We start from the raw sequence: 14111 nt of genomic DNA on the forward strand, positions 1-14111 counted from the left end.
GATAACCGTAAGCTGGCTGATCTTATACAGAGGTAACACTTTTGTAAAGATTTATGTAACGTGACGCTGAGTTTTCCCAGCCGAAATTTTCCTTCATGGCCGAAATGCGCATTTGCTCAATATGACGGGGTCTGTCATAGTATGTGCTGACAGCCCAGCCGATTGTATTGTACAGAGCTTCACCGTCAATGAGGTGAAACTTGAATCCTGTGCCTTCGCCGGTCAGCTCGTTGTAGTTTTTCACAGTATCGTCAAGACCGCCGGTAGCACGGACAATGGGAAGGGTTCCGTAGCCGAGGCTGTACATCTGGTTCAGTCCGCACGGTTCGTAGAGCGAGGGCATAACGAAGAAATCCGCGCCTGCTTCAAGGAGGTGCGCCGCCTCTTCACTGTAGCCTATGAATGAGCTTGCCCTCAGCGGGTATAATTCGGGCAGGCTGCCGAAGTACTTTTCGTATTCCGTTTCACCGCTGCCTATTATTATGAACTGGCAAACCATGCTGTTCAGCGCTTTTTCCGCAGCGTACTGAAGCAGGTGGAGACCTTTCTGTCCTGCGAATCTCCCCACAAAGCCGAAGAGGGCTGTATTTTCATTCTCTTCCAGCATAAAGCGCTTCTGAAGAGCCAGTTTATTTATCTTTTTAAGATGGAGGGTTTCCGCGCTGAAATTCTGAGGAATGTATTTGTCTGTTTCGGGGTTCCACTCGTCCGTGTCTATGCCGTTGAGGATTCCTTCAAGGTCGTACCTGCGGTATGAAAGCAGGAGATGAAGCCCCCCTCCTCCGGTTTCGCCCTGAATCTCCTTTGCGTAGGAGGGGCTGACGGTGGTTATTTTATCCGCGTAGGCTATGCCGCCCTTGAGGAAGTTTATTCCGCCGAAGGATTCAAAGCTTTCCGCATGGAAGTCCGCAGGGTCTATTTTGGCATATTCCAGCACATCTGTTCCGAAAATGCCCTGATAGCCTATGTTGTGGATGGTTATAACGGTTTTTGTGCCGTTGAAGAAGAAGTCTTCCTCTTTGCGGATGTAGTAGGGAATAAGCCCCGTCTGCCAGTCGTTGCAGTGAATCACATCCGGCTTGAACCTGAGATCCTTGGCAGTCTGCATCGCCGCACGGCAGAAGAAGGCAAAGCGGTACGCATTGTCAGCGTATTCCCCCGCCTTGGTGTGGTAGATGCCTGTGCGGTCAAAGTATTTGGAAAACTCTATGAAATAGGTGTCAACTCCGCCGAGGGATGCCTTGTATACGCTGTACCACTCCTCACAGTTGCCCATATGGACACAGGAGGAGAGAAACACCTGAGCCAGTCCGTATTTAGCCCGGTCGACAGAGGAGTAAAGGGGCATGACGCTTATCACGTCCGCCCCTTGGGATTTCAATGCCTTAGGCAGGGAGGAACCGACGTCTGCCAGTCCGCCCGTTTTAGCGTAGGGAGCGATTTCGCTCGATACAAAAAGCACCTTCGGCATATTCATGGGGTTACCCCTCTTTTTTTATGGTCTGCTCAAGAACCTTTATGGTTACTTCCTTCATGGCTTTTGCGACAGATGAGCCCGGGTGCCCGATGACATGAGGTGTTCCTGAGTCACCGTCCTGCACAACCTGCGCCTCAATTGGGATTCTGCCGAGGAAGGTCACATCAAGCTCCAGAGCCGCCTTTTCGCCGCCGCCGGATTTGAAGAGATCAACCGTGCCGCCGCAGTGGGGACAGCAGAAGCCGCTCATATTTTCTATTATACCGAAAATCGGCACGCCCAGCTTCCTGCTGAAGGTGACAGACTTGCGGGAGTCAAGCAGGGCGACATCCTGCGGTGTGGTAACTATAACACTGCCGTCCACCTGTCCGATAATATGCGCAACGGAAAGTGGTTCATCGCCTGTTCCGGGGGGCAGGTCTATGATGAGGAAGTCAAGCTCGCCCCATGACACATCGCTTATAAACTGCTGTATCATGCTGTGCTTGAGTGCGGCGCGCCAGATTATGGCTTCGTCGTCATTCTCGATCAAAAAGCCCACGGACATAACCTTCAGCCCTTCAATGGGCTCAAAAGGGATTATGCCGTCATCGCTGTTGACAGCGCCCTTTTTTGTTATGCCCAGCATCTTGGGGATGTTGGGTCCGTGTATGTCAGCATCAAGGATACCCACGGTGTAGCCCATGGCGTTCAGCATTGAGGCGAGGCTGACGCTGACAGTGGATTTTCCCACGCCGCCTTTGCCGCTCATTACCATTATTTTGTATTTGATGCTTGAGAGTCTCTTCTGAATCATCTCGTCCGTGTGTTTCTGTTTTTCGTCGGTACTGCATGCGCCGGCGGAGCCGCAACTGTTGCAGCTCGATTCGTCCTGTGAGCAACCGCCCATTTTTTATACCTCCGCATAGTTGAATATGTCTGCGAATATATATAGAAAAGATTTATAATGCCAGAACAAATTTTATACACAGAGGCTGTTGATGAAACATCCGTAAGAGCATATGTTCATAAATGCTCTTTTTAGGCTGAGAATGCCCGAATAAACACTGTTTTGGCAGTCATTAATTTATTTAATTTTTGTTGAAAAAAGATGTGGGCAGATTCTTTGTGGTTTGGTGAAAAAAAGGAGAGAAATTGAAGCTGTAAATTGGTATTTTGCAATTTTATACATATAAATAGTGATTTAATTTTTTAAAAATCCTTGACATTTTCTGTATAAAACAGCATTTAATATTAGGATACAGGCGTAAGTCTTTTGAATGACTTATAAAAAAGTTAGCAGCATGCTAATTTAAGCGCCGGTGATTATCTGTTGGTGATTCTATTGGAAACGGGCGCTCTTACGGTTCTTTATGTTGAGGATGATTTTTATGTGCGTGAGTCTCTCCTTCGTCTTCTGCGCAGGAGATTCTCAAACGTCATAGAAGCCTGCAACGGACGTGAGGGACTGGAGATGCACAGGCTTCATAATCCTGATTTTATCATTACCGATATACAGATGCCCATTATGGACGGACTTGAGATGTGCGAGTGCATAATGAAGGAAAAGCCGGACGCCAAGGTTATCGTGACCACTGCGTTTAACGATCGGGAGTTTATAACCAGAGCCGAGTGTCTCGGCGTGAAGGCTTATATCAGCAAGCCCGTTATGAAGGACTCGCTGATGAGTGCCATAAGAGCCGCGCTCTCCTAACCGCCGCCCACGAAGTTTATCAGCTCCACCCTGTCGCCGTTATTTATCAGTGTATCGCTGTATTTATCTCTTGTGAGGACATTTCCGTTAACTTCCGCCACCACTCTCTCGGGGTTGAGCTTATAAAGCGCAATAACCTCTGCCAGTGTCGAATTCTTTTGTATTTCCGCTTCCTTTCCGTTTATAATAGTCTTGATCATCTTTTAACCTCCTGCAAATCACCCAAAATGTATCTCACAGCCAGATTCGCCTGAATATTCGCCGCCACGGCAACCCGAGGTGCCATGAGTCCCTGCCCGGGCTTTGCCTCATTTACGAAGTCGCCCGCTATCGCCATTTTTCCGGCGAAGCGCACGCTTATAACCGAGGTGTCAGCATATCCCGCGAGCCCGCTTGCGCCGATTATGAAGCTGTCACGGCATTTTGCCGCGCATTCTCGTATTATCATAGCCTTTGTTTCGGCTTTGTCTATGGCTTCAATGATTACGTCATAGCCCTTAAAAATTTCCGCAGTATTCTCCTCCGTGAGGAAAATGTCTTTGTAAGTATATGAAGCATAGGGATTTATGCGTTCGAGGTTCGCTCTCAGGGCGTCTGTTTTCTTCATGCCTATCTGATCCACGAAATACTGCTGACGGTTGATGTTGGACGGCTCCACCACATCATAATCCGCAAGGAGCATATCTCCGGCGCCCATTCTGGCTAGGCTGACAGCTATATTTGAGCCGAGCCCGCCGAGTCCTGCCACGGCTATTTTCGCCTTTTTCATCTTTTCGTGCACACCGGGGGTATGGCGGGATACAAGAAGGCTCTCAAGCTCGTCCGCGGGGGGGATTTCACCCTTTTTTATCAGGGATATTCTGTCTCCGTCCTTAAGCGGCATGTCCGCCCCTATGAGGTGTCCGTTGAGAATAACCACATCCGCGTCAGCTTTAAAAAAAGCCCTCACGGCAAATGCTGAAACGCCTTTTTCCACCGTTCTTTCTTTCTCATTCACATATATTTTCATTTTTCCGTCCTGCCCTCCGGCTCATAGTGCAGCGGCGCTGAATCGTATAATTCCACAATATTATCAGCCTTCAGCCTGTTTTTGTAGACAAAATAGGTTTTTTCGGTGTTGATGTTTGATTTTGTTATGGTGTTCGATCTTGTCATATAAATCAAGGGTTTTAAACATTCCGTATTATTCACGCATATTTCGGAGAACCCTCCGGAGAGCTCGGCGCTTGTGAAAATTATATTTTCACTGTCATATACTTGTATTTCGGCATAGTCAAAATTTGTCACGCCGAATTTTGCGGCAAAGGGCATGAACGAGTACAGATAGTTTGAGCGCATGCCGGAATAAAAAGCTTCCACCCTGTCCCCGTCTTTGTAAATGAACGCCCTGTATCTGCCCAGCTCGGGGAAATAGAGCCCGTCGTCCATCTCAGCGGGGATGAACACGGCGAGGAATACCGCGGCTGAGAGGAGAACATGCTTCGTCCGGGATACCGCAGCCAGAAAAAGCATAAGCCCCGTAAAGATGTAAATATTTATGTGTTTGAGGACAAAGAAGACCCCCGTAAGAGATGCCATGAGGTCCGATGTGTATATATTCAGCTTCTCAAGCATGACAAGCGGCTCAAGGGTAAGCGCCGGAAACAGCATATACAGAAAGCCCGTAATAAGCTGAAGATAAACCACCGGAACCATTACGATTGTACTGAATATGCTTGCGGGATTAAATGTTCCGAAAACGTACATGGAAAGGGGCATTGTGAAGGCTGTAGCTGCGATTCCTGCCTTTATTGTTCCCTCAGCCCAGCTTAATCCTTTGAATTGCAGGGAGGTTATGCCGTATACAGCGGAGAAGGAGAGCAGAAACGATATGTTACCCAGAAGCCCGGGAGCAATAAGCAGAAAGAAGCTCCACAGGAAAAGAAGCAGCTTTCGGAAGTCCGTACGGCAGTCCAGAATCCATGCGGTCATGGCTGTGACTGCTGTTACGACGGCACGCATCACCGGAACCTTGAACCCCGCCAGCGGAACAAAAGCCGCAAGAGCGAAACAGGAGATCAGCATTCGCAGCTTCCACGGCAAAAAGAACAGCAGGGTGAAGCAGATCAGCGATATTACGCCCACGTGGGTTCCGGAAACTGCCAGAAGATGGCTTAAGCCTGTTTGAAGATAAACATCCTGCACCCGTCCCTCAAGGTGCGACTTATCGCCCAGAAGAAGCGCCTGAATTATTCTCAGCCTTCCGGCAGATTCGCTGTACATCCTGTCCGAGAGGGCGTCTCTTTTCTCAAGTACGGCTGAGACAAAGGGGATCTCCGTACGGAAATATACTTTATCCAGAACCAGATACCCCGGGGCAAGCCGTCCTTCCCGTCCCCTGTAGGGCACTTTGGTGTATCTGCCGATGACAGCCTCACCCGCCCGCAGGGCATAGGTATTGTCCGCAAGCACCGTGCCCCTTGTGGTTTCATATGTGGTGCGTTCCTTGCCCGGGTCTTTTTCCGCTGTCACAAGCACAGTAAAATATATGAAGAGCATCAGTGAAATTATAAGAAAACTGAACACCGCAAACATCCGCCGTGAAAGGAAAACAGCCGTCACAATGAGAACACCCGCGATTTGTGCGTAAAGATAACCGGCTGTCAGTACAGCGGAAATAATCGATGCAAAAAAGAAGCCTTCAACCTTGTACATGCGGATTTTATGTAGTAGCATATAGTGATTATCACTGAATTTTGATCCGCAAAGCAAGCGGGTTTTTCAAACCACGGGAGCGGTAGCATCAATGGCAAACGAATTTGTTCATCTCCATTTACATACACAATATTCACTTTTGGACGGCGCAATCAAAATCGCGGATCTCACGGACAAGATTAAAGAGCAGGGCAGCAGGTCTGTGGCTATAACCGACCACGGAACTATGTACGGCATAGTTGACTTTTATAAAAAAGCGAAGGCGGCTGAACTCAAGCCTATTCTCGGCTGTGAGGTTTATGTTGCGCCGGATACGAGGTTCAACAAGAGCTATGAGAAGGGGGAGGACAAGAACCACCACTTCATCCTCCTTGCGAAGGACAACACCGGATTGGCGAACCTCCGTTTTCTGGCTTCCAGAGCACAGCTTGAAGGCTTCCATTATAAGCCGAGGATAGACAAGGAGCTGCTGGCGCAGTATTCCGAAGGGCTCATAGGACTTTCCGCCTGCCTTGCGGGAGAGATTCCCAGAGCGATAATGCGTAACGACCTTCAGCATGCGATCCGTACTGCGGAGACATACAGGGACATTCTCGGGAAGGGGAATTTTTACCTTGAGATACAGGACAACGGACTGCCTGAACAGGTGCAGGTAAACAGGCAGCTTATGAAGATGTCCAAGGATATGGGCATCCCCCTTGTCGCCACCAACGACTGCCACTATCTGGAAAAGGGCGATCACCTCTCCCATGAGGTGCTTATGTGCATCCAGACTCAGTCTGTGCTCAGCTCTCCCAACAGGATGGAGATCCACACCGATCAGCTCTGGGTCAAATCGCCGGAGGAGATGTGGGCATCGTTCAGGGATGTTCCAGAGGCGTTGACAAATACCGTTGATATAGCCGAAAGATGCGGCAGCTCCATAGAGTTCGGCAATCTTCACCTGCCGGAGTACGATGTGCCCGATGGCTACAGTATCGACTCATACCTTGAGTATCTGTCAGGGGAAGGGCTGAAGCGGAAGCTCGCCCACATACCGGAGGAACTCCACAGAGAGTATCACGAAAGACTTGTGATGGAGCTTAAGGTCATCGTGATGAAGGGTTTCGCCGGCTATTTCCTCATAGTGTGGGACTTCATCAACTACGCCCACACTCAGAAGATACCCGTCGGTCCCGGAAGGGGTTCAGGTGCGGGCTCACTGGTGGCTTATTCTCTTGGGATCACTGATATTGATCCGATCCGCTTCAATCTTCTGTTTGAGCGTTTCCTCAACCCCGAAAGAGAGTCTATGCCTGACTTCGATATAGATTTCTGCGTAAACGGACGTGAAGACGTGATCAGATACGTCCGCCGCAAATACGGAGACGACAAGGTGGCACAGATCATCACCTTCGGTCAGCTTCTGGGCAGGGGCTCGGTGCGTGATGTGGGCAGGGTGCTTGAGGTTCCGCTGAAGGATGTGGACAAGCTCGCCAAAACCATACCGGAATCCCCGGGCATGACCATAAATAAAGCGCTTAAGGCGGACAGCGATCTGGAATCCGCCTTTGCCGAGATAGAGAAAGGACCTGACATACTCAGACACGCCCGCAAGCTGGAGGGGCTTCTCCGAAACGCAGGCATGCACGCGGCGGGGATCGTGATCGGCGATAAGCCGCTGGATTTTTATGTTCCGCTCTGCAAGGGGCAGAACGATGAGGTAGTCACCCAGTTTGAGAAGGACACGCTGGAGGAGGTGGGGCTTGTTAAGTTCGACTTCCTCGGACTCAAAAACCTTACGATCATAGACTGGGCTGTGAAGAACATAAAAGCCGTTCACGGCACAGACATAGACATGCAGAAACTGGATCTGGACGATCAGAAAACCTATGATATGCTCTCCGCCGGAGACACCACAGGTGTTTTCCAGCTTGAAAGCGAGGGCATGAAAAACCTTCTGAAGAAGCTCCGCCCCGAGTGCATTGAGGACGTTATCGCTCTTGTGGCTCTCTACCGTCCGGGACCCATAGGCAGCGGGATGCTTGACTCTTTCGTTAAAAGAAAGCACGGTGAGGAGACCATCGACTACCCTCTGCCGGAGCTCGTTCCCATACTCAAAGAGACTTACGGCATCATCGTCTATCAGGAGCAGGTAATGCAGATCGCTCAGGTAGTGGGGGGATACTCTCTCGGCAATGCGGACATTCTCCGCAGGGCTATGGGCAAGAAAAAGGCATCCCTGATGGAAGAGCATAAAAACATCTTCATCAACGGCGACGAGAAGATGGGCGTTGAAGGCGCCATAAAAAAGGGCTTCACCAAAGAGAAGGCGGAAGAGCTCTTCAACCTTATGGAAAAATTCGCCGACTACGGCTTCAACAAAAGCCACTCGGCAGCTTACGCCATAGTCGCCTACCAGACTGCATGGCTCAAGGCGAACTACTCCGTTGAGTATATGGCGGCTCTCCTCTCCTGCGAGCTTGACAAGGGCGAGAAGGTGGTGACCTTCAAGGAAGAGACGGAGAAGATGGGAATACTTGTCCTTCCGCCTGATATAAACGAGAGCGGGAAGGACTTCAGTATAAAAAACGGCAACATCCGCTTCGGCATGGGAGCTATCAAAAACGTCGGCTTCAGCGCCATAGATTCCATGGTTCAGAACAGAGAGGAAAGACCCTATACATCGATTTACGACCTCTGCGAGCGGATTGACCTCCGTCTTGCCAATAAAAAAGTGCTTGAATCCCTCATAAAGGCGGGAGCTATGGACAGCTTCGGCAAAAACCGCAGACAGCACCTTCAGGTTCTGGAGCAGGCACTGGAGCAGGGGCAGAGAAAACAGAGGATGAAGGAGCAGGGGATAATGTCCATTGAGGACTTTCTCGGCGGCGGGGATGACGACGAAGACGGCGATAATGATGAGTTTTATCCGAATGTGGAGGAGATGCCCGAGAACGAGCTGCTTGTATTCGAGAAGGAGGTTCTTGGCTTCTATGTCACAAACCACCCCTTGGCACGTTACAGCTCAGTGCTTGACACATTCACCGTGTCTTCCAAAGATCTTGCGGATAAGGACGACGACACCTTCGCCATAGCGGGCGGAATGGTGAAGGCTGTGAAGCACCACATCACCAAAACCAAGCAGGAGAAAATGGCGTTCATCACTCTTGAGGATATGCAGGGCGAGGTTGACGTTCTGGTTTTCCCCAAGATGTATCAGGAGAATATCCGCTATCTGGAAGAGGATAAAATAATAGTTATAAAGGGCAGAGTAAGCAAGAAGGACGACCGTGTGAGCTTTAAGGCGGAGCAGATTTTTGATCCTGACGAAACAGTGGAAAAGCTCACCGAAACCGTTGTTATAAAGCTTAACGCAGTGGCTTTCTCCGAGGAACGGATGCAGAAGCTCAGACAGCTTCTCGCAGTGCATCACGGAGATGCGGCGGTTATGTTCGAGGTGGAGATGCCTTCCAAGTTTGTGGTTAAAATGAGCGCCGGTGCTGATTACAAGGTGAAGCCGAGCTTTGCCCTTTTCAAGGAAATAGAGGATATTTTCGGCGAGAAACGCTTTGATGTGAAAGTGAAATCCGAAGAGCTTCAGGACAACGGAAACGGGCGCAGCAATAACTGGCGCAAAAAGCAGTATTCCGGAGGGGCGGCATGAAAAAAGCGCTCACCATTGCCGGAAGCGACTCCGGAGGCGGAGCGGGCATTCAGGCGGATATAAAATCCTTCAGCGCCAACGGTGTTTTCGGTATGAGCGCAATCACGGCAATCACAGCGCAGAACACTTTGGGCGTCACGGATGTCTTTGAGCTTCCCCTGAGTATAATAAATTCGCAGATAGACGCTGTTTTTACTGACATGGGAGCGGACGCTGTTAAAACAGGAATGCTTTCATCGCCTGAAATCGTAATAACTGTTGCGGAAGCAATGAAGAAATACGGCGTGAAAAATCTTGTGGTGGATCCCGTCATGGTGGCTAAGGGTGGAAGCCCGCTTCTCAGGGGAGAGGCGGTGGAGACGGTGAAAAAGCATCTGATCCCGCTGGCGCTTGTTATAACTCCGAATATTCCCGAGGCGGAAGTGCTTCTGGGGCATAAAATAGATAACTTTGAGGAAGCGGCGGAGGAACTGCTTGCCCTAGGCTCCGCAAATGTTATCCTCAAGGGCGGACACGGCACTGGAGCACATAGCAGAGATCTTCTCTATGACGGCAGGGAGTTTATATGGCTGGACGCTCCGAGGGTAGCCACTCTTAACACTCACGGAACAGGCTGCACCTTCGCCTCAGCAGTGGCAGCGTGGCTTGCCAAAGGGTATGATATAACCGAGGCTGCTTTCGAGGCGAAGCGCTACATTACAGAGGCAATCCGCCATGCCGACGCTATGAACATAGGCAAAGGGCACGGTCCGGTGAATCACTTCTACTAATGGCATCCTGTCTTTATAATTCAAAATTTACCATCCATGGAAATTTTGAATACACGCTCGCGCCGCTTAAAAAGCGGCTTCGCTTCGCACGGCGCAGTTCCATCCATGGAACTGTTTGAGACTGCCGCGTCGCATTCGCTCCTCGCAGTGACGCAGAATACTGTCATTGCGAACCCTGCAAGGGTGAAGCAATCTCTCATTTAATGGTATCAACCCGCACTTCCTGTCGGTTTGATGTACACGCTCGCGGACGGATGAACCGTCCTTCGCTCCGCACGGCGCAGTATCTTTTCTTAATAATTCAAAATTTACCATCCATGGAAATTTTGAATACACGCTCGCGCCGCTTAAAAAGCGGCTTCACTTCGCACGGCGCAGTTCCATCCATGGAACTGTTGCTATATCAGCTTTTTCTCATGCTTACGGACATTTCCAGAAAATCCCCTGTGGAAAGTAACTTATCGCTCTTTTCGGGCTGTACCGGCTCCTGTCTGTCGATCTCTTCCACGAGCTCATCAGACATTCTGTTCCGTTCCGCTATGTACTCGCCGAATGAGCCAAAATCCGTTTTGGCAGTCATTTTAAGGGCTTCAGTGAGGTAAAACTCAAAGCCCGTTCCATTAACTTTCATAGTGCACATCCTTGTGCTCTACTAATCGTCAGGATTTATTAAACTTTAGGAGTTATTGAAAACAAATATGAAAAAAGCCGCCCTTGCGAGGCGGCTCTGAATTTTGAAGGATTTATTATCCCTGAGTTTTTTTCCAGTCGGAAAGAAATTTCTCTATCCCGATGTCCGTCAGCGGGTGCTTAAACATCTGCATAAGCACACCGTAGGGGACGGTAGCTATGTCTATTCCCATGAGGGCGCAGTCAAGCACGTGGGTAGTGCTTCTTATGCTTGCGGCGATTATTTCCGCTTCGTAGTCATAAGCGGAGACTATGTCCTGACACTGCTGGACAACCTCAAGACCGTCATGACCTATGTCGTCAAGCCTTCCGGCGAAGGGGCTTATGTACGCAGCGCCTGCTTTAGCGGCGAGGAGCGCCTGATTGGGGGAGAAAACAAGTGTAACGTTCACGTTTATTTCATCAGCGGCGAGGATGCTTGTAGCCTTGACACCGTCCCTTGTGAAGGGAATTTTAACCACAACATGGTCACTGAGCTTTGCGAGCTCTCTGCCTTCCTTGACCATGTTTTCACAGTCAAGGGCAATGACTTCCGCGCTCACGGGACCGTTCACTATCCCGCAGATCTCTTTTATAACTTCTCTGAAATCGCATCCCTGCTCTTTGGCGATGAGAGAGGGGTTTGTGGTAACACCGTCTATTATGCCGATGTCCACTGCGTCTTTAATTTCTTTTATATTTGCCGTATCAAGGAAAATTTTCATTCTTCACCCTTTTTGTCAGCGATAAATTTGTCCATGTTCGCTTTCGTGGCGAAGTAGTACATCTTATCGTAGTATTTCACCCTGAACTGAGTTTCCTTGTCTATGTAGAGCCCGCTGACCGGGTCCTGAACAAGTTCCACTGCCTGTTCCTCGGTTTTGCCCTTAACCTCTTTTTTGGCTCTCCCTGCGAAGAGCTTGTAAGTAACGAATAAAATGAGTCCTAAGACTAAGTATTTAATTATCATTCTGTCTCGGGGGTCTCCTGCGTACCCTGTTCTCAGGAATTATGAGAATTTCTTTAACGTTACCCTCGCCTTTGCTTTTGGTGGTAATTCCCGCAACTTCCTTCAGACTCAGATGAATCTCTTTTCTTATCATGGTCACCATGGGCGGAAGCTTAACGGTTTTACCCGTTTTCACTGCATTTTTGGCGAGCCTTACCGCTTTTTCCTTAAACTGCTTAACTGTTCTCAAACGGTAATCTTCCACATCGATTACTACGCCGGTTTCGGTTCTTTCATCGTTTTTAATCATCTTATCCAGTATATACTGGAAAGAGTCAAGCGTCTGTGCTGTTTTGCCTATAAGAAGGCTGGAATCCTCAGACTTGATATTGAGGATAATATCGCTTCCCTGCTCTTTGACTTCAATGCTGAAATCGCTGAAGCCTGCTTTTTCAAGCAGCTCAGAGAGAAGGAGCTTTGATTTTCTTTTCAGAAATTCTCCGTCATCGAACTTAACTTTAATAAGAGCAGGCTTGCTTCCTATTCCGAGGAAGCCCTTGGAACCCTGTTCTACGACTTCGTACTCAACGAAATCCTTGGAGATTCTTTTTTCGGCGAGAAACTTGTTTAAAGCCTCATCCGCCGTTCTTCCTTCTATTTCAAAATATCTCATTTTTACCTCAGGCTGTTGTTTTTTTGTTTATAAAGTACTGCTGCGTTATGGAAAGTATATTGTTCGTAAGCCAGTACAGAACCAGTCCGGACGAAAAGTTGAGGAACAGGAATGTAAAAATTAAAGGCATGAACATGAAGACTTTCTGCTGCATAGGGTCGCCCGACTGGGGGCTGAGTCTCTGCTGGATAAACATGGTTATACCCATGAGGACGGGGGTTATGTAGTAAGGGTCTTTCAGTGAAAGATCCGCAATGTGCAGTATAAAGGGTGAACCCTTAAGTTCAATGGAAACAAGCAGTGACTTGTAAAGCGCGAAGAACACCGGAATCTGGATCACAATGGGAAGACAGCCGCCGAAGGGGTTTACTCCCTCTTTTTTGTACAGTTCCATCACAGCCTGATTAAGTTTCTGCTTGTCCTTGGCGTATTTTTCCCTGAGCTCCGTCATTTTGGGCTGAAGAAGCTGCATTCTCTTCATGGATACCATGCTCTTATGTGTGAGAGGGAAGGTAACAAGCTTCACCACTACTGTAAGAAGAATGATAGCCAAACCGTAGTTATGAACATAGCTGTAAAAGAAGTTCATAAGGTTGAGAAGGGGGATGGCAAGGAAGGAAAAATAACCGAAGTCAATGCTTTTTGTCAGGCTGAATCCGGTTTCCTTAAGAAGAGTATACTTCTTGGGACCTATGTAGAGCTTAAATTCCTTGGTGTATTTTGACGCGGGGTTTACCACCGCTTTGTCTGTTCCCTTAATAACTGCCGAATCACCTGATTTCTGGATGATTCCTTCGTTAAAGTCGCCGCCGGCAGCGGCAAAAAGGAAGTATGGGGATGTGTAGCCAATCCATACGGGTTTTTCATAAACCTCGGGGGCTTTGACCTTGTCTTCCTTCTCTCTTCTGATTTTTTTGCCGTCAAACATGAGCGGACCCTGAAAAACAAGCTTGCTGTCCGCTATTCCGTTGCCGAGACCGGGTCCTATCTGGACAGACAGGGGGATTTCCACGGATATGTTGCCGGTGTTTGCCACTTCAACCGAAGCGTCAATGAGGTAAGAGCCTTCTTTGATCTGGTACTTTTTGGTAACAATGAGGTCATTCTGTGTTGAGGTAAACACGAGGGTTGTCGTGTCACCCTTTTTGATTTCCTGAGACGTGAAAGCCGCGGAAGTTCCTGTTCCGGCGATCATGTAGTCCTGTTTGCCGTCACCGAAAAAGGTATGGATCGGTTTTCCGTTGTACTGCTGAATTTCCGCTTTCAGGATGTTGCCGCTGATTTCATTGAAAGTAAGGGTGAGATCCGCTGTGGAAATTGTTGTAAGCTTATCGGGTGAAACGGGTAATGTCTCCCCGAGAACTACCGGTTCTGCGGATGTTTGCTCTGCGGTGTCCGCGGCAGCGACGTTTTCTGTCTCTGCGGCTGTGGTGACATTGTCAGCCACGGGAGCCTTCGGGGCGAAAAATGCCTGAAAGCCTAAGAGTACAAGTGCGCTGAGCGCAACTGCAAGCAGGGTTTTCTTGTCCATTGTGAGAAT

13 protein-coding genes are annotated in these 14111 nt (G+C 49.0%); 3 read left to right on the forward strand and 10 right to left on the reverse strand.

Features of this window, described 5'->3' with window-relative positions; genetic code table 11:
- Positions 1-22: 22 nt before the first annotated feature.
- Complete coding sequence (locus EP073_RS02060; protein ID WP_128465508.1) at positions 23-1477, reverse strand: glycogen synthase; 1455 nt, start codon at positions 1475-1477, stop codon at positions 23-25.
- A 4-nt stretch (positions 1478-1481) separates the two neighbouring features.
- Positions 1482-2366, reverse strand: coding sequence for an Mrp/NBP35 family ATP-binding protein (locus tag EP073_RS02065; protein ID WP_128465509.1), 885 nt, complete (start codon positions 2364-2366; stop codon positions 1482-1484).
- A gap of 426 nt (positions 2367-2792) precedes the next feature.
- On the opposite strand from EP073_RS02065, the gene EP073_RS02070 reads away from it, so the two are divergent.
- The gene (locus EP073_RS02070; protein WP_241654068.1) at positions 2793-3170 is read left to right on the forward strand and encodes a response regulator transcription factor; all 378 of its coding nucleotides are present in this window, start codon (positions 2793-2795) and stop codon (positions 3168-3170) included.
- On the opposite strand, the gene thiS is transcribed toward EP073_RS02070, so the two are convergent.
- The 3 genes from thiS to EP073_RS02085 are packed head-to-tail and all read right to left on the reverse strand — an operon-like array spanning position 3167 to position 5885.
- On the reverse strand, positions 3167-3370 hold the full coding sequence (gene thiS / locus EP073_RS02075) for a sulfur carrier protein ThiS (RefSeq protein ID WP_128465511.1): 204 nt from the start codon (positions 3368-3370) through the stop codon (positions 3167-3169). The genes EP073_RS02070 and thiS overlap by 4 nt on opposite strands.
- Positions 3367-4179 (reverse strand): sulfur carrier protein ThiS adenylyltransferase ThiF, encoded by an 813-nt coding sequence (gene thiF / locus EP073_RS02080; protein ID WP_128465512.1) that lies wholly within the window; start codon positions 4177-4179, stop codon positions 3367-3369. Before thiF ends, thiS begins: the two co-directional genes overlap by 4 nt.
- Positions 4176-5885 (reverse strand): ComEC/Rec2 family competence protein, encoded by a 1710-nt coding sequence (locus EP073_RS02085; RefSeq protein ID WP_128465513.1) that lies wholly within the window; start codon positions 5883-5885, stop codon positions 4176-4178. The genes thiF and EP073_RS02085 overlap by 4 nt, the downstream gene beginning before the upstream one ends.
- A gap of 70 nt (positions 5886-5955) precedes the next feature.
- Here EP073_RS02085 and EP073_RS02090 point away from each other — a divergent pair, with 70 nt between their 5' ends.
- Positions 5956-9510, forward strand: coding sequence for a DNA polymerase III subunit alpha (locus tag EP073_RS02090; protein ID WP_128465514.1), 3555 nt, complete (start codon positions 5956-5958; stop codon positions 9508-9510).
- Positions 9507-10280, forward strand: coding sequence for a bifunctional hydroxymethylpyrimidine kinase/phosphomethylpyrimidine kinase (thiD, locus tag EP073_RS02095; RefSeq protein ID WP_128465515.1), 774 nt, complete (start codon positions 9507-9509; stop codon positions 10278-10280). The genes EP073_RS02090 and thiD overlap by 4 nt, the downstream gene beginning before the upstream one ends.
- Positions 10281-10683: 403 nt before the next feature.
- Here the strand turns inward: thiD and EP073_RS02100 are convergent, their stop codons facing one another.
- From EP073_RS02100 to yidC, 5 genes are all read right to left on the reverse strand, one after another.
- A complete protein-coding gene (locus tag EP073_RS02100) occupies positions 10684-10911 on the reverse strand; it encodes a hypothetical protein (RefSeq protein ID WP_128465516.1) in 228 nt (75 codons plus the stop codon).
- A gap of 115 nt (positions 10912-11026) precedes the next feature.
- Entirely contained in the window at positions 11027-11674 is a 648-nt protein-coding gene (fsa, locus tag EP073_RS02105) for a fructose-6-phosphate aldolase (protein WP_128465517.1), read from the reverse strand.
- The gene (locus EP073_RS02110; RefSeq protein ID WP_128465518.1) at positions 11671-11919 is read right to left on the reverse strand and encodes a YHS domain-containing protein; all 249 of its coding nucleotides are present in this window, start codon (positions 11917-11919) and stop codon (positions 11671-11673) included. Before EP073_RS02110 ends, fsa begins: the two co-directional genes overlap by 4 nt.
- On the reverse strand, positions 11909-12571 hold the full coding sequence (gene jag / locus EP073_RS02115) for an RNA-binding cell elongation regulator Jag/EloR (RefSeq protein ID WP_128465519.1): 663 nt from the start codon (positions 12569-12571) through the stop codon (positions 11909-11911). Before jag ends, EP073_RS02110 begins: the two co-directional genes overlap by 11 nt.
- A gap of 7 nt (positions 12572-12578) precedes the next feature.
- A complete protein-coding gene (gene yidC, locus EP073_RS02120; RefSeq protein WP_128465520.1) occupies positions 12579-14102 on the reverse strand; it encodes a membrane protein insertase YidC in 1524 nt (507 codons plus the stop codon).
- Positions 14103-14111 lie beyond the last annotated feature (9 nt).

Source organism: Geovibrio thiophilus, from assembly GCF_004087915.1.
In the GTDB taxonomy this organism is placed as follows: Bacteria; Chrysiogenota; Deferribacteres; order Deferribacterales; family Geovibrionaceae; genus Geovibrio; species Geovibrio thiophilus.